The sequence below is a fragment of the Epibacterium sp. ABV4_022 genome (assembly GCF_056159345.1).
This window is the reverse complement of the sequence record NZ_JBSWVA010000001.1, coordinates 1,087,565-1,105,329: the sequence shown is the minus strand read 5'-3', so window position 1 is coordinate 1,105,329 and position 17,765 is coordinate 1,087,565. Positions and strand designations below refer to the sequence as shown.

The following is a 17,765-nucleotide window of genomic DNA, read 5'->3' as shown; positions in this document are numbered from 1 at the left end:
CGTAACGGAAATGTATCAAAACGTCCAGTCAGCCGAAGGTATACCCGCTATGCTCCGAGGGTCATGCCAGAGTCTCGAGCTTCCAAGCGCGTTTCAAAGCGCCTGAAATCGTTAGCTTTTTAGATATGTCGGCGCAATTTGGCCGGTTTTGTCCGAGATCGCCAGCTGCGCTGCTGCAAGCCGTGCAACAGGCACCCGAAACGGGGAACAGGAAACGTAATCAAAGCCCGCCGCGCGACAAAACGCAATCGATTCGGGGTTGCCGCCGTGTTCCCCACAGATCGACAGGGTGATTTCCGGCTTGGCCATGCGGCCGCGCTGCACGCCGAGCTGCAACAGCTCGCCGACGCCGTCCACGTCAAGCACGTGGAACGGGTCCTCGGGGAACACGCCCTGCTGCACATAGGCCGACATGAACCGCCCGGCGTCGTCCCGCGACAGACCGTAGGTCATCTGCGTGAGGTCGTTGGTCCCGAAACTCATGAACGCCGTGTGCACCGCGATCTCATCCGCGCGCAACGCGGCCCGCGGCGTTTCCACCATCACCCCCAGCCGATAGGTGAAATCAACGCCACGCTCGGATTTCACCGCCGCCGCCACCGCATCGATGCGGGTCTTGACCAGCTCCACCTCGCGTTTGGCCGACACCAGCGGGATCATGATTTCCGGCACCACCGGATCGCGTTCATGCGAGGCCTCCAGCGTGGCCTCGAAAATCGCCCGGGCCTGCATGTCGTAGATCTCAGGCACCGTCACCCCCAGGCGCACGCCGCGCAGGCCCAGCATGGGATTGTATTCGCCCATTTCCTCGACCCGGCGGGTCACATCGCTCACCGGCAACCCCAACGCTTCGGACAGCTCGCGCTGGCCGGCATTGGTGGTGGGCAGGAATTCATGCAACGGCGGATCGAACAGGCGGATGCAGACCGGCATGCCCTCCATGATCCGGAACAGCTCGCGGAAATCCTTGCGCTGCATCGGCAACAGCCGCGCCAAAACCGCCGCCCGACCGGCAGAGGTCTCTGCAAAGATCATCTCGCGCATAACCGTTAGACGACCGGGATCAAAGAACATATGCTCGGTCCGACACAGACCAATGCCCTGGGCGTTGAAATTGCGCGCGGTCTGCGCGTCCGCCGGCGTATCGGCATTGGCGCGGATGTCGATGTCGCGCGCCTGGTCCGCCCAGCCCATCAATGTCTGGAACGCATCGTCCTGCGCCGCCTCCAGCATCGCAGGCTCCCCTGCCAGCACCTGACCGGAGGTCCCGTCCACCGTGATCGTATCGCCCGCCTTGAACACGCGCCCGTCCGGAGCGGTCAGCTGCTTGCGCCGGCTGTCGAACCGCAGGCTGGACGCGCCCACGATACACGGCAGGCCAAGCCCGCGCCCGATCACCGCTGCGTGGCTGGTCATGCCCCCCTTTTCGGTCAGCACCCCCGCCGCCGCATGCATGCCGCGCACATCTTCGGGCGAGGTCTCCCGCCGCGCCAGGATACAGGGCTCACCGCGCGACTTGCTGGCCTGGGCCTCCGCCGCGGTGAACACCAGACGCCCGGTCGCCGCACCGGGGCTGGCGGCGATCCCGCTGCCGATGACATCGCGTTTTGCCTCCGGGTCCACCTGCCGGTGCAACAGCTCGTTCATCGAATGGGCATCCACCCGCATCACCGCCTCTTCCGGCGGGATGATGCCATCCTCAGCCAGCTGCACGGCGATCCGAACCGCCGCCCGCGACGACCGCGCCACCCGCACCCCGTCGAGGATATGCACGCGCCCGTTCTCGATCACGAACTCCACCTGCATCTCGGCGCGCAGCTTGACCCGCATCAGCGCCGCATGCGCCTTCAGCTCGGCAAAGGCCTCTGGCGCCAGCTCCTCCAGCGACGGGCCGCGTTCGTCCCGTTCCAGATAGATCGATTCCGCATCGCTGCCCAATGCGTCGCGCCCCTGGCTCTGGCTCAGGTAGCGCCCCGTGATCTGCGGCAGACCGGTTTGCGAATCCACCAGCTGCAACACGCCGGAGCCGCATTCGCCCTGCCCCAGCCCCGGCACCATTTCCTGCACGATCAGGCCAAGCCCCGCATCCGCCGGCGCCCCCTTGGCCGCCCGCAACAGCCGCGCCGAGGTGCCCTCCCAGGCCCGCGCCATCGTGCGCAGGACCGCCGCCAGCTGCTCGCCCGGATCCTGCGGGAACGGCTCTTCGGCTTCGGCCTCATAGGCCTGCAGCATTTCGCTCAGCGCATCCGGGCCGCCGTCCTCGACATCCTCGAACACATCCGGATCCAACCGCGCCACATGCACCGCATAGGATTGTACAAACCGCAGATAAAGCGCCGCCGCCGCCTCGGGGCCAAGCGTGTCGCTCAGATCCACATAGCGCGCATCATTCATGCCGATGTTCAGCACCGCACCGGGCCCCCCCCAATCGGGGTCTTCCGACGACGGGCGCACACAAAGCAGCGCATCGGGGCGCAGATCGGCAAGGATCGCCTTGACGTCGACCATATAGCCTTCGGCGATTTCATGCACCGCGTCAAAGGACAGCGCCACGGTCTGCGGCACCGGCAGGTCCAGCCGCACCAGCCGCTGCAAGCATTTCGCCCGCCCGCCATGGGTCTGATTGGCAATCGGCGCGGTCGCGGTGATCAAAGTGGCCTTCGGGGTAGTATCCATCGGTGCGTCCCCTGTGTGCTTCTGCAATGCAGCAATCCTCCCTGCCCCCGAGCATAAGGCGCGCCCGCACGCCCGCAAGGGGGAAGCGCGCCGCTGTTGTGACAAAAACGGCCCTCACCAGGACTGGAGAGGGCCGCAAGCTGGCAAGAAGGCGCGGAGGATCAGCCCTCGATACGGCTGAGATCGGCAACCTGACCGCAGACCTTGCGGATCTGGCTCAGCAGGTTCAGCCGGTTGCGGCGCACCACCTGATTGTCGGAATTGACCTGCACCGCCTCGAAAAACGCATCCACCGGCGCGCGCAATGCGGCCATGCCGCCCATGGCGGCCGCGAAATCCTCGGCCTCGATGGCTGAGGAGATCGCCCCCTCGTTTGCGGCAAGCGCATCAAACAGGGCGGCCTCTGCCGCATCCTCGATGAATTTCTTGTCGGCCCCGTAGGAATATTCGACCCCGTCTTTTTCCTCGGCCTGCGACAGGATGTTGTTGGCGCGCTTGAACCCTTGCAACAGGTTCTCGCCATCCTCCGACGACATGAACGCCTCCAACGCGCGGGCCCGTTTCACCAGAAGCGTCAGGTCGTCATTGCCCTCCAACGCAATGCAGGCATCGATCACATCGTGACGAATGCCCTGATCGCGCAGGAAGACTTTTAGGCGGTCGTGGAAGAAAAGCATCAAATTGCGAGACATAATAATCGCATCCCAGTGCTCAGTCTTTCCTGCGTCGTCTGGCAAACTAGGTTTCAATTCCTCATAGTGCGGTGCGAAGATTGCTGTCAGAGGCACCCGCACATCATTCTCCAGCACCAGCCGGATCACACCAAGCGCGGCACGACGCAGCGCATAGGGGTCTTTGGAGCCAGTGGGCTTTTCATCAATCGCCCAGAACCCCGTCAGCGTGTCGATCTTGTCCGCCAGCGCCACCGCGACCGAGACAGGCTCTGTCGGCACCTCATCGCTGGGGCCCAAGGGCGAATAATGCTGCTGGCAGGCATTGGCGACCTCTTGCGGCAGCCCTGCGGCCTGAGCGTAATAGCGCCCCATCAGGCCCTGAAGCTCGGGAAACTCATAGACCATCTCGGAGCTGAGATCCGCCTTGGCAACCTTCGCCGCCTGTTCCGCCAGATCCGCATCCGCGCCCACGACGGGGGCGATTTCGCGCGCCAGCGCCGCGATCCGGTCAATCCGTGCGGCTTGGGTGCCGAGCTTGTTGTGGAAGGTCACATTGGACAGGCTCTCCAGCCAGCCTTCCATGCCAACCTCGGATTTCGCGATGCGCAGGTCGTTCTCCCAGAAGAACTTCGCATCCGCCAGACGCGCGCTCAGCACCTTTTGGTTGCCCGCCAGAATGGTGGCGCCATTGTCGGCGGTTTCGCGGTTGGCCACGGTGATGAACTTCTCGATCCGCCCGGTCTTGGGATTCTTGACCGAGAAAAACTTCTGATGTTCCTTCATCGAGGTCTGCAGCACCTCCGGCGGCAGGTCGAGGAATTCTGCATCAATCGAGCCCATCAGCACCACCGGCCATTCCACCAGCCCCGCCACCTCGGCCAGAAGGCCCTTGTCGTCCACGACCTCGAGGCCGGACGCAAAGGCCTGATTGGTGGCATCCTGCCAGATCGCCGCCTCGCGTTCCTTGGGGTCGAGCACAACAAAGGCGCGTTTCAGCTTGGCGGCGTAGTCCTCAAAGCTGGTGACAGAAATCCGCGCAGGCGCCATGAAGCGATGGCCCCATGTGGCATCGCCGGATGTGATACCGTCGATATCCAGCGGCACCACCTCGCTGCCGTCGTCCTTGCTCAGGACGCACAGGATCGAATGCAGGGGCCGCACCCAGCGCAACGACCCAGCACCCCAGCGCATGGATTTGGGCCATGGGAAGTTGCGAATGGTGTCTTCCAACACCTCGGCGATGATCTCTGCCGCCGGGCGGCCCGGCTTTTCGATGATCGCAAAGTAGGCGAGTTTGCCTTTGACTTCGCGCAGTTCGATGGTAACCCCATCGACGGTCACAGACTCGCCCGCGTTGTTCACACCGTTTTCGATCATGGACAGCGCCTGTGGTGGCAACCCGCAGCCGCCGATGAAGCCCTTCAACGCAGGCAAGGGAGCATCCGCTTTCGGCCCCTTGCGTTCGGCCTGAACAGTCGGGGAATGATCGAGCAGCCCCTCAATGGCCAGCGTCAGGCGGCGCGGCGCGGTCAGCGCATGTGCGCCGGCATAGGTCAGCCCCGCCTCGACCAGACCGTCGGTCATCCGCTTCTTCAAATCTTCGCCCGCGCGCGCCTGCATGCGGGCGGGGATTTCCTCGGAGAAAAGTTCGATCAGAAGATCAGCCATTACGAGTCCTCAACGGTTCGGATCTGCCGTGCGTTCACGGCAATAAGGGATGTGGCAACAGGCGCGGCTGCGCCCGTCAGTTGGTTTGCGGCCGTTTGGGGCATTCCTCGCCCACAATGGTGCCGTCATAGGCCTTTTCGCCACAGTTGTTCAGTTCGTGCCAGACGTAACCCCGGCCATCCTCGGTGATGGCCACGATACGGTCGACACCAAATTCGATGTTCTTTTCAGAGATAAACGCCTGCGCGCGCCCGTCTTTCAGGGCCGCGCCGATCTCCGCGGCATCAAAACAGTCAAACCACCCCGGCGCATTGCGCGGATCCTGCGCCTCCGCCAGCTGATAGAGCTGCGCCACCTCTGCCGGTTTCAGCGGCGTGGTGAAACAGGCGCGATAGCGGATCGGGGAACTGTCGGCGTCAATGGCCTGAAAATCGCCATAGGCGATGGGCTCCGGGGTTTCGCCGCCGAGAGGCATCAACACCACGTCCTGCCCGGGCAGCGCGGCGACCTCGTCGTAGTAGCCGTAGACTTGCAGATAATACATCGCGATCCCCGCCACGAGGCCAGAGACCACGAGGATGATCGACAGGATCTTTCCGGTCATGTCAGATGCTCCCTTGCGCCGCTCAGGCCGCTGTTTCGCCCGCAGTCTCGCCGGTGTGTCCGCCCGCCTCGGTCAGCACAAAGGCATCGGCGCATTGCTTTGCCAGCGTGCGCACGCGCCCGATGTAGGCCTGACGCTCGGTCACGGAGATCACACCGCGCGCATCCAACAGGTTAAAGATATGCGAGGCCTTGATGCATTGGTCATAGGCCGGATGCGCCATGATGATGCGCTTGCCGGTTTTGGGGTCCATATGCTCTTGCGCGAGGATTGCGGCACATTCGGCCTCGGCCTCCTCGAAATGACGCAAGAGCACCTCGGTGTTGGCCACGTCAAAGTTCCAGCGCGCGTATTCTTCTTCGGTCTGCTTGAAGATATCGCCATATGTCAGCGGTTGTGGCGACTGCGGATCGTTGAAGGGCATGTCCATCACGTGATCGATGCCGAGGATATACATCGCCAGTCGTTCCAGACCGTAGGTCAGCTCGCCCGAGACCGGGTGGCAATCATGGCCGCCAACCTGCTGGAAATAGGTAAACTGGCTGACTTCCATACCGTCGCACCAGACTTCCCAGCCCAGCCCCCATGCGCCAAGCGTCGGGCTTTCCCAGTCGTCTTCGACAAAGCGGATGTCGTGCAGCTCCATATCGACGCCGATGGCCTCCAGCGAGCCGAGATACAGCTCCTGCAAGTCGGGCGGGCTGGGTTTGATCAGCACCTGATACTGGTAGTAATGCTGCAAGCGGTTCGGGTTTTCACCGTAGCGCCCGTCCGTGGGGCGGCGCGAGGGCTGCACGTAAGCCGCGGCCCATGCGTTGGAGCCGAGCGAGCGCAGCGTCGTTGCCGGGTGAAAGGTACCCGCGCCCACCTCCATGTCATAGGGTTGCAGGATGGCGCAGCCCTTGGAGGCCCAATAGGTCTGCAAACGCAGGATGATCTCCTGAAACGAACGCGGGGCGGTGGTCTGGGTCATGTCTCTTCCCTTTAGGGCATCGGCGCGCCCGCCCTGGCCGGGCCTCAGGGCCCCCGCACGGACGGTGCAATGTTCGACCGTCTTCCTATGCAAGCCCCCCGGCGGGGTCAACGGCCCCGTGCGCCGCAGGGCACTGTGGCCACCATGACACGGGGAAAAATCCCGGGGATGTGTCGAAGATGAGAAACATTTACACTTTACACGTCAATGTGCGGACCATCGCCGTTCCCTTTGGGGTCACAAAGTGGTTACCTGCGCGGCGAACAAAATCCGTTTCTTCGTACAGAGGTTGAGCAATGAAGAACCTAATTGCCTCGGTGTTGTGGGCATTGACGATGTGCCTCGCAGCACTTCCGGGCGTTTCGCAGGCCCAACAGTCGGGCGCTGGCGGCGTCTGGATCCAGGTGGCCGCCCGCCCCTCGCTCCAGGAAGCGCAGGAAGAGGCCCGCGATTTCGCCGCCCGCCTGCCCGATGTGTCGGGATATGCGCTCGGTGGCGGCTGGTATGGCATCGTCATCGGCCCCTATGCCCGCCCCGACGCCGAACAGGTGCTGCGCGTCTACCGCGCCGAAGGCCAGATCCCGCGCGACAGTTTCATCACCTTCTCGGGCAATCTGCGCACCCGCTTCTACCCGGTCGGGGCCGAGGCAGAGGTGCCGTCTACCGCGCCGCTGACCACAACCGAGGAAGAGGCCGCCCCTGTTGCCGAGGCCGCGCCCGTGGACACCACGGTGCCGGATGAAACCCCGGCACAGGCCCGCCAGAGCGAACGCGCACTCACCCGTGACGAACGGATGGATTTGCAAATCGCCCTGAAGGCCGCAGGCTTCTATACCGCGGGCATCGACGGTGCCTTTGGCCGTGGCACCCGGGCCTCCATGTCAGACTGGCAGGCCGCACGCGGATATGAGCCGACCGGCGTGCTCACCACCGGGCAGCGCCAGGCGCTCATGGATGAATACAATGCGCCGCTGATTTCCACCGGGATGGCACGCCACACCGATGCGCGCGCCGGCATCGCACTGGATCTGCCCCTGGGCGAGGTTGCTTTCAGCCGCTACGAGCCGCCCTTTGCGCATTTCGAACCCGCCGGAGACCTCGGCGTACAGGTTCTGCTGATATCCCAGCCGGGCAACCGCCGCACGCTCTATGGTCTCTATGACATCATGCAGACACTGGAAATCGTGCCGCTGGACGGTCCGCGAGAACGCTCCGGTGATCGCTTCACCCTGGAGGGGCGCAACGACGAGATCGTCTCTTATACCGAGGCGCGTCTGGACAATGGCGAGATCAAGGGCTTCACCCTGGTCTGGCCCGCCGGTGACGAGGCGCGCCGCACCCGGGTGCTGTCGGCCATGCAACAGAGCTTTACCCGGCTGGAAAATGTTCTCGACCCGACCGCCGGCATGGATGACGCGCAGTCGATCGACCTCGTCTCCGGCCTGGAGGTGCGCAAGCCGCGCCTGTCGCGCTCCGCGTTCTTCGTGACTGCAAACGGGATCGCCGTCACCACGGCAGACGTCGTAAACGGATGCGGCCGCGTCACCATCGACCGCGACGTGACGGCCGATGTGCTGCTGGCGGATGCCGAGGCGGGCATCGCAGTCCTGAAGCCGCAGCAGGCGCTGACTCCCATGGCCACGGCCCCGCTTGCGGCCACCGCGCCGCGCCTGCGCAGCGCGCTTGCGGTATCGGGCTATTCCTACGGTGGTGTGCTTGGTGCTCCAAGCCTTACCTGGGGCGCGCTCAGCGACCTCAGCGGCCTTCAGGGCGAGAGCCACCTGGCCCGTCTGGAACTGACCGCTCAGCCCGGTGATGCCGGCGGGCCGCTGCTGGACAAGGACGGGACCGTGCATGGCATGCTGCTGCCCGAAGCTACGGACGGGCCGACCCTGCCCGAGGGCGTGCGCTTTGCGCTCAAGGGCGAGGTGATCCGCATGGCGCTCGACAAGGCCGGCGTCGGCATGCCGGCCACCCAGGCCGCGGCCACCGGCGAGCTGCCGATGTCGTTGCTGCAAAAAGAGGCCACCGGCCTCACCACCCTTGTGAGCTGCTGGGACTGATCCCACACAATAGAAAAACAAAAGAGGCTCCCGAAGCGATCTTCGGGAGCCTCTTCTTTATGAATTTATGCACGATCACCGGAGAGACCGGGAACAGCCCCGGCCGTTATGGCCGCGATCAGCCTTCGATGGCGGTAATCATGTCGACACGGGTGCCGTGGCGGCCGCCTTCGAACTCGGCATCGACAAAGGCATCGACGATCTCAAGCGCCACGCCTTCGCCAACGACGCGCGCGCCGATCGACAGCATGTTGGCATTGTTGTGGGCACGGATCATCTGAGCGGAAAAGGTGTCACAGCAGACGCCGCAGCGGATGCCCTTGACCTTGTTGGCAGCCATCATGATGCCTTGTCCGGTGCCACAGAGGACAATTCCCAGGTCGCTCTCGCCTGCGGCCACATGACGTGCGGCGGCCTCGCCATGGGTCGGGTAATGGGTGCTTTCCGGAGAGGTCGGCCCGAGGTCGGTCACGCTGAAGCCACGCGCCTCCAGGTGTTTGGCGATGGTTTGGCGCAGCGCAATGGCGGCGTGATCACTGGAAAGTACGATGCGGTTGCTGGCAGTCATGATGCGGTCATCCCATGGTCCAGGGCCGATCCCGGTCCCGGTTTAGGTGGATCAGGTGGGGTTCACCCGTCCCTTACCCGGATTCAACACAGGGGCAAAGCCCCCAATCCGCCGCGACACGCCCGATCAGTAGGCGTGGACGCGCCCGTCCCAGGTGTGGAAACACCCCGTTGTATCAAGCGACAGCACGTCGAATTCACGGATCAGCCCCACCGCGCTCTCCTGCGCCGTGATCTCGCCGTCCTGCCCGCCCATATCGGTACGCACCCAGCCCGGGTGATAGATGCCCACGGCGATGCCTTCGGGTTTCAGGTCGGTGGCGAGATTACGCCCGATATTGAGCGCCGCCGCCTTTGACGCGCGATAGGCGTAGGATCCCCCCGGTGCGCGGGCGTGGCTGGCCATCTGCGACGAGATGATCGCGATCTTCGGCGCCTCTGCCAGCTTCAGGTTCGGCAGCATCGCCTGCACGGTCAGGAACACGCCCGTCACATTGACCGCCAGAGACTTTGCCCAGACTTCGGCAGTATAGTCATTCAGCGCCATGGATTTATCGAGATAAACCCCCGCGTTGCAGATCAGCAGGTCGACCGGGTCGCCCTTGATCTGCGCCGCAAAGCGTGCCTGCTGACCGGGATCGCTCACATCGAGCCGCGTGCCCGAGGAATGATCCCGCGAGGTTCCGGTCACCCGGTCGCCGCGCGCGGTCAGCCTTGTTTTCAGCTCGCGTCCGATGCCGCGGCTGCTGCCTGTCACGACCACATGCATTGGCGGTCTCCTTCCTGTCTGCTCTGCCTGTATACACCGGCCAGCGATCGGGTCCACCAATCTGCGGGACGGAGATGCCTCAATTTGTCTTGCGTGTCGGGGCGAAGGGCAACGGCAGCACCGGCACCCCGTCTTCGATCAGGGCTTTGGCCTCTTCGGGTTTTGCCTCGCCATGGATCGAGCGTTTCGGCGTCTCGCCCAGATACATGTCACGCGCCTGTTTGGCAAAATCGGTGCCCACATAGTCTGAATTCGCCTCGACCTGCTTTTTCAGCTCGGTGATCGCGGCCTCCAGCTCGTTTGCGGGCGCGGCAAGCGACGTCGGCGCGGGCGGCGCCGTTCCCGCCACCGCCGGCTGCGTCTCGCCCGGATCTTCGGGGGCGGCGACGGTGGTGGCCGCGCGGCCAGGGCGCACTCTCGGGGCCATCAGAGCCTTCTCGACGCTGGTCGAACCGCATTCGGTGCAGGCAACCAGGCCCGCGCCGCGCAGTTTCTCGTAGGCCTCGGCGGACTGGAACCAGCTCTCGAACCCATGCCCTTCGGCGCATTTCAGTGCGTAACGTATCATGTTCTGTCTCGTCCTCAGAGGCGCCGATTAAATACGGCTGAGCGGCGTTTGCAAGGCCCCCCTGCCATCCTCCACGGCTTCGGCCGCCGCAGGTGACGTCACGGCCCCGGTGGCGCGAAGGACTTCAGCAGCGCGGCAAGCTCCGGTTCGGCCACCTGTTTCGCCGCACGCCGCAGCGACATCCACGCCCGCCTGCGCTCCCCCCGCTCGGGGAACTGCGTCGCGAGACCGCGCACGCGGAGCGGAAAAACATCAACCCGGCAGGCCAGTGCGGTCGCGTTCTCGCGCGTTTTGACATAGCTAAACCTGCCGATCCGCCCATCCAGCGCCTGCCCACGCACGCCCGCCTCTTCCCAGGCTTCGATCGTGGCCGCTTCGGCGGCAGTTTTGCCCTCCATTGGCCAGCCCTTGGGGATGATCCAGCGGCCGGTCCGCCGCGAGGTCACCAGCAGCACCTTGACCCGGCCCTTGGCGGTGATCCGATAGCACAATGCCCCCACCTGCTGGTGCAGCTGCCGATCGTCCTGCGGATCACTCACATCCAAGACCAACACCATGGCGGGTCCCATCCTCTCTCGCCCTGCGGCATCGGCGGAGCGGTGTCAGCCCGGCGCGCCGAAATCCCGGCCCGCAGCCAGAGCGTGCCTTGCATTGGTTAACAATTCTTTTACCACCACTCCGGTCAAGTCGCATGACAGCACGCCGGTGGCATATTTCGCCCGCTCTGACAGCCCTGTATGACATCGGGATGACACCAGCGGGCACGGGGCGCGCGGATCATGGCGACAGCCTCTGCCGCAGCCGGTTCACCATGTCGGGATACGGCACATCCGCCTCGATCGCCAGCCGGCGCAGCGCGAAATGTACATGCGCCATTTCCTGATAATACCCGGAATAGACGTAGTTGACACTGCCCCCCGCCACGGCCCCAAGCACCGGCACCATCTGTGCTGCAAGCTTGGGCCCTAGCGCCACTGCCAGACGCGGGGCAACCACTGCGATCAACTGCGACAGCCCGGCCCCGGACAACCCCAGCCGCAGGGTCAGGAACCCGGTGTCCGCGCCATCGTCATGGGCCATGGGACCGGCAGCGGCAAAGACCTCGACCGCGTCGAACCGCACGCTTTTGGCATCGGGATCAAAGCCGTATTCCTCTGCGACCCCTTGAATGCTGCGCATCAAAAACGTTGTGGTGGCAGGCAATTCCACCAGCGCACCCGGCAACCCGGCCGCGCCCCCCACCAGGCCCATTGTGGTACTGACCCAGCGATTGGTCTGGGCCGGCTGGTCCGGCAGCATCCGCCGACTGAGCGCCGCCCCGCGCACCGACAGATGCAGTGCCTGCAACACCGCGCCCTCCACCGCGCCACGCATGGGGCCGGGCAGTCGACGCATCAGATCTTCGCCCTGCCCGCCCAGCGCATTCAACAGCCGCATGCCAAAACTGCCTGCCGCCCGGTAGCGCGCGGCAATCGCAGTCAGCTCGGCCTCGACGTCCCGTACCGTCAGGCTGCGCCCGCTCTGTTCCAGAATTTCACCCGGCAGTTCGCCCATATGTGACCTCGTCCCCATTGCGCCTGCTACAAGAGATCAGCAGCCCAGGGCACGGTTTCAAGGTCTGGCCATCGCAACCGGACACAAGCGTTACCCCTGCGCCGCACCGTGCCAGCGGGTGACCGGCCCCTGCACCCCGTGCCACCCCGCCTCCGAGAGGCTGAGCCCCAGCACCCGTTCCGGGTTGGTCGGAGGCGGCATTTCAACGCCTTCGAGCCGCTCGAAACCGAACCGCCGGTAATAGGGCGCATCGCCCACAAGGATCACCCGCTGCCAGTGGCTGTGCTCCGCCTTCCACAGGCTGTCGCGGATCAACGAGGCACCGATGCCCTCGCCCTGCCGGGTCGGATGGACCGCCACCGGCCCCAACAGCAGCGCGTCACGATCCCCCACATGCACCGGCCAGAACCGGATCGCGCCTGCCAGAATGCCATCACTGTCGCGCGCCACCTGACTGAGCGCGCGCACCGGGGCGACGTCGTCGCGCAACCGATAGGACGACAAGGCCGTCCGCCCCGGCGCAAAGCACAGGTCATAGAGGGCTTCCACCTCCCAGGAATCCTCCGGCATCTCCGGCGCGATGGTGATCACGTGTCTCTGGCTCCGTCAGTTGCGCTCTGCGACCACGGGGCCAACTCGACGCGGGGGTGGATTTCGCCCTAGCACGGGCGTAAGTCTGGGGCAAACACTTGGAGACATAGAATGTTCTACCGCCCTGAGGATGGCCACGGCCTGCCCCACAACCCCTTCAACGCCGTTGTGACCCCCCGCCCGATCGGCTGGATTTCCACCCGCTCCGGCGTAGGCGTCAACAATCTCGCGCCCTATTCCTTTTTCAACGCCGTCGCCTATGTGCCGCCGCAGGTGATGTTTGCCTCCACCTCGACCAAAGCGGATCAGGACGGCACCAAGGATTCCATGGCCAATATCCGCGAGACTGGCGTCTTTTGCGTCAATATCGTTGAATATGCCATGCGCGATCAGATGAACAAATCCTCCGCAGCGCTTGATAAGGGCGTCGACGAGTTCGAACACGCGGGGCTTGAGGCGGTCGACTGCGAAACCATCGACTGCGCCCGTGTCGCGGGCGTGCCCGCTGCTCTGGAGTGCAAATTGACGCAGATCATCGACCTGCCCGGCGAGGCCAACAAGGTGGCCTTTGGCGAGGTGGTTGGCGTGCATTTGCGCGATGATTGCCTTGTGGACGGGATCTTTGACGTGACCAAATACCAGCCGCTCTCGCGCCTTGGCTATCGTGACTATGCCAAGGTCAGCGACCTGTTCTCCCTGTCGCGCCCGGACGACTGAAATGCCGCTTCCTGATCCCAAACAACGCCATCCGATTGTGCTGCCGGACGGGACACCCCATGCAGGGACCGCGCAGCTGGCACAGGCGGTCGACAACCCGAATTTCATTGTCGGCGATTACACCTATGCGTCGGATTTCGACCCACCCCGCGACTGGGGCAGCCACCTCGCTCCCTATCTGTTTGCGGGGGCGCGCGAGCGGCTCAAGATCGGCCGGTTCTGCCAGATCGCCCATGGGGTGAAGTTCATCACCGCCTCGGCCAATCACGCGCAGGAGGGCCTCAGCTGTTACCCCTTCCCGGTCTTTGATCCGGCGCAGATGGCCGGGTTTCAGCCGGACACCCGCGACACGGTGATCGGCAATGATGTCTGGATCGGCTACGGCGCGTTGATCCTGCCCGGCGCGCGCATCGGCGACGGGGCCATCATCGGCGCGGGTGCCGTGGTGCGCGGCACGGTTCCTCCCTACGCGATCATGACAGGCAATCCGGCCAGCATTGCCCGCCATCGGTTCCCCAAGCCCCAGATTGCACGGCTCCTGGCGCTGAAATGGTGGGACTGGCCGGCCGAGCTGATCCTGCGCGCAGAACCGGCGATCACCTCCGGCGACCTCGACATGCTGGAAGCGCTCGCCCCCGATTGAAAGCTGCTGCTTCGGAGCCACCCTCGCCTGATCCCGAACGGATGGGCCGGGGCCCGGCGTGCAAGGCAAATTGCCGAGGCTCCGCGCCCGCATGGGCGGGGATAAGGCCATTTTCCTTGTCGCGGCGGGGCACGGTCCGTCAGGCCGGAGTCAGGCGAGGATGGCTGCGCAGACTGCTGCTTTGGTGAACCCGAGCCGCTTCCGAAACACACAAAAAAGCCGCGGTCCCGCATGGGACCGCGACCGCTTAACTGACCTGACGCTCCACGCTCAGTGGCCGCCGAGGATACCTGTCTTCACAGAGTAATCGACCGCCAGACCGTATTCCGGGTCATCGTCACTGTCGATCATCAGATGGCCAGCCTTGGACAGCAATTCGTGGCAATCCCGGCTCAGATGACGCAGCTGCAAGGTCTTGCCAGCCGCGGCATAGCGCCCGGCCACCGCCTCGATCGCCTGGAGCGCGGACTGGTCGACAACACGCGAAGCGGCGAAATCCACGATCACCACATCCGGGTCGCCTTGCACGTCGAACAACTCGATGAACCCATCCGTCGACCCGAAAAACAGTGGCCCCTGGATTTCATAGACCTTGGCCCCCGCTTCGCTGACACTGTCGCGAGTGATGGCGTGAATGCGGCGGGCGTTGTTCCAGGCATAGGCCAGCGCCGACACGATGACCCCGACCACAACCGCGATCGCCAGGTCGGTCATGACGGTCACCACCGTCACCAGCACGATCACAAAGGCGTCCATCAGCGGCACCTTGGTCATGATCTTGAAGCTGTTCCAGGCAAAGGTCCCGATCACCACCATGAACATCACCCCGACCAGGGCGGCCAGCGGGATCTGTTCGATCAGGGGCGAGGCGATAACGATGAACGCCAGCAGGAACAAGGCCGCCGCGATCGCCGCGATCCGGGTGCGCCCGCCGGAGTTCACATTGATCATCGACTGACCGATCATCGCACAACCACCCATGCCGCCAAAGAAGCCGGTCACGATGTTGGAGGTCCCTTGTGCAATGCACTCCTGGCTTGCGCCGCCGCGCTTGCCGGTGATTTCGCCCACCAGGTTCAGGGTCAGGAGGCTCTCGATCAGACCGATCGCCGCCAGGATCACCGCGTAGGGCAGGATGATCTGCAAGGTTTCCCAGGTCAACGGCACCATCGGGATGTGGAACATCGGCAGCCCACCCTCGATCGAGGCCAGATCGCCGACCCGCGGCACATCAAGACCAAAGGCGATCACGATCACCGCGGTGATGCCGATGCCAGCCAGCGGTGCCGGAATGATCTTGGTCAGTCGCGGCATCACCCAGATGATCGCCATGGTCAGTGCCACCAACGCCAGCATGGTCGCCAGTTGCGGACCGGCCAGCCACGCGCCGCCACCGGCGCCATGGCCGGTGTTTTCCACGCTCCCGGGCACCTTGAACTGGTTGAGCTGCGCCAGGAAGATCACGATCGCCAGACCGTTCACAAAGCCCAGCATCACCGGATGCGGCACCAGGCGGATGAACTTGCCCCAATGCATCACACCGGCAATCACCTGGAAGATGCCCATCAGCACCACCGCGGCAAACAGGTATTCGACGCCGTGATCGGCCACCAGTGCCACCATCACCACCGCAAGCGCGCCGGTCGCACCAGAGATCATGCCCGGCCGCCCCCCGATCAGCGCCGTAATCAGTCCCACCAGGAACGCCGCATACAGCCCCACCAACGGGTGCACATCAGCAACAAAGGCAAAGGCAACCGCTTCCGGCACCAGCGCCAGCGCCACGGTCAGCCCCGACAGAAGCTCGGTGCGCACGCGGGCCACGGTAAAGCCCTCGTCCTGCATGATGGAAAGATTGGGAGGAGAGATATTCTTGGCCAATAGGCCCAGTATGCCGCGTGTCATGCCACCAATACCTGTAAATTCGGGAAGGAAGATTTGTGCGCCTGTTAGCGCCAATGCCCCTGCGACACAAGAGATGGCCAGAAATCACCCCCTGAAACCATGTTCCCTGCGCAGTTCAGTGGCACGAGGGTGCGGATCCGTCGGTGAAACCGCCAGCGCTGCGTCCGAGCCGAACCGCCTCTCCCACACCCGGCTCACATGCCCGCTCCGCCACAAAAAATTCGGGGAGCCCGAAGGCTCCCCGATGCCGTGAGTGAGTGGCATGATTGGAAAACGGTGGGCGCGCTGTTAGCTGCCCGGCATGATGACCTTGTCGATCACGTGGATGATGCCGTTCTCAGCCTCGATGTCGGCCTGGATGACCTTGGCCTCATCCACCATCGCGCCGCCGTCGATGTCGACGGTGATCTCAGCGCCTTGCACCGTGGCGGCCTTCATGCCGTCGCTCAGGTCGGAGGACATCACCTTGCCCGGCACCACGTGGTAGGTCAGCAAGGAGATCAGCTGATCCTTGTTTTCGGGCTTCAGCAGCTCCTCGACGGTGCCCTCCGGCAGCGCCTCAAAGGCAGCATCGGTCGGCGCAAAGACGGTGAAGGGGCCGTCGCCCTTGAGCGTATCGACCAGATCAGCAGCGGTCACGGCCGCGACGAGGGTGTCGAAGTTGTCGTTGCCCGACGCGATATCGACGATGTCCTTGGACTGACCGCCCGCGAAGGCGGCAGTGGCGACGGCAAAGCTGGCAACGGTACCGAGTGCAAACTTGCGGAACATGGTGGAACTCCTCTTGTCTCTGTCACAATGGACGTCGCGACCGCGACATCTGTAGAGCACAACGAAACAAGCTCCGATCTGGATCTGGCGGATCTTTGCCACCGTCCGTTTGACACAAAGGAAAAGCCCCCTAAGCCGGGGGCTGTTCAGAAATCCAGTCACACCTGCGTGTGAAGCTGTGATCGCCTGTGAGTGATCCGGGGGCGTTGCGGGCGTCAGAGCCCTTCGAACTCGCAGAGCACATGCACGTCCATCCCGAGGTTTTCGAGATGCGTGCGCCCACCAAGTTCCGGCAGATCGATGATAAAGGAACAGGAGATGATCTCGCCGCCGAGCTTCTCGATCAGCTTGATCCCTGCACCGGCCGTGCCGCCGGTGGCCAGCAGGTCATCCACCACGAGGATTTTCTCACCGGGCTGAATGGCGTCCTTGTGCAGCTCCACCACCGCCTCGCCATACTCCAGCTTGTATTCCTGCGAGATGGTCGCGCCGGGCAGTTTGCCCTTCTTGCGCACGGGCACAAACCCGGTGCCCAACTGATGCGCGATGGCGCCGCCGAGGATAAAACCGCGGGCTTCGAGCCCCACCACCTTGTCGATGCGCTGACCGGCATAGGGGTGCAGCATCTGGTCCACCGCCATGCGGAACCCGCGCGGGTCGGCAAACAGGGTGGTCACATCGCGAAACATGATCCCTTCGTGCGGGAAATCGACGATGGTGCGGATGTAGTCCTTGACGGTTTTCGACGTGCTCATGGGGCGGTAGTCCCTGACTTGGCTTCCTGGATCGGTTCACATCCGACCTGGGACTGCGCCTCAAACCGCCGGACCTGTGCGGTGTGACCGAAGCACGCCCGCCGTGCAAGCGTCAACGCCCCTCACGGGCCCGCGCTTGTCCGCGTTTGTGGCACAGCTGCCTATTTCCGCTTGGTCAGGTAGGTCCGGTACAGGCCTTCGGGCAGCCAAGACAGGTGACGACGCAGCCAGTCGTGGCGACGGGTGGTCAGCAAATTTCGGGCTACA

At 64.0% G+C, this 17,765-nt stretch carries 16 protein-coding genes; 3 read left to right on the top strand and 13 right to left on the bottom strand.

Going from position 1 to position 17,765, the window contains the following annotated elements; all coding sequences use genetic code 11:
* Positions 1–111: 111 nt before the first annotated feature.
* The 4 genes from ACXAF5_RS05305 to ACXAF5_RS05290 form a co-directional block, all read right to left on the bottom strand.
* Positions 112–2,676 carry a putative PEP-binding protein gene (locus ACXAF5_RS05305; RefSeq protein WP_239363397.1) on the bottom strand — a complete coding sequence of 855 codons (2,565 nt, stop codon included), beginning with the start codon at positions 2,674–2,676 and terminating at the stop codon, positions 112–114.
* Positions 2,677–2,837: 161 nt separating this feature from the next.
* Positions 2,838–4,970, bottom strand: coding sequence for a glycine--tRNA ligase subunit beta (glyS, locus tag ACXAF5_RS05300; RefSeq protein ID WP_474947801.1), 2,133 nt, complete (start codon positions 4,968–4,970; stop codon positions 2,838–2,840).
* A 124-nt stretch (positions 4,971–5,094) separates the two neighbouring features.
* Positions 5,095–5,622: a DUF6446 family protein gene (locus ACXAF5_RS05295; RefSeq protein WP_474945800.1), complete on the bottom strand. Its 528-nt coding sequence runs from the start codon at positions 5,620–5,622 to the stop codon at positions 5,095–5,097.
* Positions 5,623–5,644: 22 nt separating this feature from the next.
* On the bottom strand, positions 5,645–6,595 hold the full coding sequence (locus ACXAF5_RS05290) for a glycine--tRNA ligase subunit alpha (protein ID WP_239324743.1): 951 nt from the start codon (positions 6,593–6,595) through the stop codon (positions 5,645–5,647).
* Positions 6,596–6,891: 296 nt separating this feature from the next.
* Between ACXAF5_RS05290 and ACXAF5_RS05285 the strand changes: the two genes are divergently transcribed.
* Complete coding sequence (locus tag ACXAF5_RS05285) at positions 6,892–8,658, top strand: trypsin-like peptidase domain-containing protein (protein ID WP_474945799.1); 1,767 nt, start codon at positions 6,892–6,894, stop codon at positions 8,656–8,658.
* Between the two features lie 118 nt (positions 8,659–8,776).
* Here ACXAF5_RS05285 and rpiB read toward each other — a convergent pair whose 3' ends face one another.
* The 6 genes from rpiB to ACXAF5_RS05255 all read right to left on the bottom strand — a co-directional run bounded on the left by rpiB (position 8,777) and on the right by ACXAF5_RS05255 (position 12,707).
* Positions 8,777–9,226 (bottom strand): ribose 5-phosphate isomerase B, encoded by a 450-nt coding sequence (gene rpiB, locus ACXAF5_RS05280; protein WP_474945798.1) that lies wholly within the window; start codon positions 9,224–9,226, stop codon positions 8,777–8,779.
* A 126-nt stretch (positions 9,227–9,352) separates the two neighbouring features.
* A complete protein-coding gene (locus tag ACXAF5_RS05275; RefSeq protein ID WP_474945797.1) occupies positions 9,353–9,994 on the bottom strand; it encodes an SDR family NAD(P)-dependent oxidoreductase in 642 nt (213 codons plus the stop codon).
* Between the two features lie 79 nt (positions 9,995–10,073).
* Positions 10,074–10,562: a DUF1178 family protein gene (locus ACXAF5_RS05270; RefSeq protein WP_474945796.1), complete on the bottom strand. Its 489-nt coding sequence runs from the start codon at positions 10,560–10,562 to the stop codon at positions 10,074–10,076.
* Between the two features lie 98 nt (positions 10,563–10,660).
* Positions 10,661–11,119 carry an NUDIX hydrolase gene (locus tag ACXAF5_RS05265; protein ID WP_474945795.1) on the bottom strand — a complete coding sequence of 153 codons (459 nt, stop codon included), beginning with the start codon at positions 11,117–11,119 and terminating at the stop codon, positions 10,661–10,663.
* A 220-nt stretch (positions 11,120–11,339) separates the two neighbouring features.
* Entirely contained in the window at positions 11,340–12,116 is a 777-nt protein-coding gene (locus tag ACXAF5_RS05260; RefSeq protein ID WP_474945794.1) for an EcsC family protein, read from the bottom strand.
* Positions 12,117–12,206: 90 nt separating this feature from the next.
* Positions 12,207–12,707 (bottom strand): GNAT family N-acetyltransferase, encoded by a 501-nt coding sequence (locus tag ACXAF5_RS05255; protein ID WP_474945793.1) that lies wholly within the window; start codon positions 12,705–12,707, stop codon positions 12,207–12,209.
* Positions 12,708–12,818: 111 nt separating this feature from the next.
* Here ACXAF5_RS05255 and ACXAF5_RS05250 point away from each other — a divergent pair, with 111 nt between their 5' ends.
* Positions 12,819–13,424, top strand: a complete 606-nt coding sequence (locus ACXAF5_RS05250; protein WP_474945792.1) for a flavin reductase family protein — start codon at positions 12,819–12,821, stop codon at positions 13,422–13,424.
* Between the two features lies 1 nt (position 13,425).
* Positions 13,426–14,067 carry a CatB-related O-acetyltransferase gene (locus ACXAF5_RS05245; RefSeq protein WP_474945791.1) on the top strand — a complete coding sequence of 214 codons (642 nt, stop codon included), beginning with the start codon at positions 13,426–13,428 and terminating at the stop codon, positions 14,065–14,067.
* 270 nt (positions 14,068–14,337) lie between these two features.
* Here ACXAF5_RS05245 and ACXAF5_RS05240 read toward each other — a convergent pair whose 3' ends face one another.
* The 3 genes from ACXAF5_RS05240 to ACXAF5_RS05230 all read right to left on the bottom strand — a co-directional run bounded on the left by ACXAF5_RS05240 (position 14,338) and on the right by ACXAF5_RS05230 (position 17,498).
* Positions 14,338–15,972, bottom strand: coding sequence for a SulP family inorganic anion transporter (locus ACXAF5_RS05240; protein WP_474945790.1), 1,635 nt, complete (start codon positions 15,970–15,972; stop codon positions 14,338–14,340).
* Between the two features lie 288 nt (positions 15,973–16,260).
* Complete coding sequence (locus ACXAF5_RS05235) at positions 16,261–16,743, bottom strand: fasciclin domain-containing protein (RefSeq protein WP_474945789.1); 483 nt, start codon at positions 16,741–16,743, stop codon at positions 16,261–16,263.
* 215 nt (positions 16,744–16,958) lie between these two features.
* Positions 16,959–17,498, bottom strand: a complete 540-nt coding sequence (locus ACXAF5_RS05230; protein ID WP_239324769.1) for an adenine phosphoribosyltransferase — start codon at positions 17,496–17,498, stop codon at positions 16,959–16,961.
* Positions 17,499–17,765: the final 267 nt, after the last annotated feature.

Bases quoted from the DNA above. Each gene is read 5' to 3' on its own strand.
- ACXAF5_RS05305 (WP_239363397.1), bottom strand. From the start codon at position 2,676: ATGGATACTACCCCGAAGGCCACTTTGATCACCGCGACCGCGCCGATT.
- glyS (WP_474947801.1), bottom strand. From the start codon at position 4,970: ATGCAGGCGCGCGCGGGCGAAGATTTGAAGAAGCGGATGACCGACGGT.
- ACXAF5_RS05295 (WP_474945800.1), bottom strand. From the start codon at position 5,622: ATGACCGGAAAGATCCTGTCGATCATCCTCGTGGTCTCTGGCCTCGTG.
- ACXAF5_RS05290 (WP_239324743.1), bottom strand. From the start codon at position 6,595: ATGACCCAGACCACCGCCCCGCGTTCGTTTCAGGAGATCATCCTGCGT.
- ACXAF5_RS05285 (WP_474945799.1), top strand. From the start codon at position 6,892: ATGAAGAACCTAATTGCCTCGGTGTTGTGGGCATTGACGATGTGCCTC.
- rpiB (WP_474945798.1), bottom strand. From the start codon at position 9,226: ATGACTGCCAGCAACCGCATCGTACTTTCCAGTGATCACGCCGCCATT.
- ACXAF5_RS05275 (WP_474945797.1), bottom strand. From the start codon at position 9,994: ATGCATGTGGTCGTGACAGGCAGCAGCCGCGGCATCGGACGCGAGCTG.
- ACXAF5_RS05270 (WP_474945796.1), bottom strand. From the start codon at position 10,562: ATGATACGTTACGCACTGAAATGCGCCGAAGGGCATGGGTTCGAGAGC.
- ACXAF5_RS05265 (WP_474945795.1), bottom strand. From the start codon at position 11,119: ATGGTGTTGGTCTTGGATGTGAGTGATCCGCAGGACGATCGGCAGCTG.
- ACXAF5_RS05260 (WP_474945794.1), bottom strand. From the start codon at position 12,116: ATGGGCGAACTGCCGGGTGAAATTCTGGAACAGAGCGGGCGCAGCCTG.
- ACXAF5_RS05250 (WP_474945792.1), top strand. From the start codon at position 12,819: ATGTTCTACCGCCCTGAGGATGGCCACGGCCTGCCCCACAACCCCTTC.
- ACXAF5_RS05245 (WP_474945791.1), top strand. From the start codon at position 13,426: ATGCCGCTTCCTGATCCCAAACAACGCCATCCGATTGTGCTGCCGGAC.
- ACXAF5_RS05240 (WP_474945790.1), bottom strand. From the start codon at position 15,972: ATGACACGCGGCATACTGGGCCTATTGGCCAAGAATATCTCTCCTCCC.
- ACXAF5_RS05235 (WP_474945789.1), bottom strand. From the start codon at position 16,743: ATGTTCCGCAAGTTTGCACTCGGTACCGTTGCCAGCTTTGCCGTCGCC.
- ACXAF5_RS05230 (WP_239324769.1), bottom strand. From the start codon at position 17,498: ATGAGCACGTCGAAAACCGTCAAGGACTACATCCGCACCATCGTCGAT.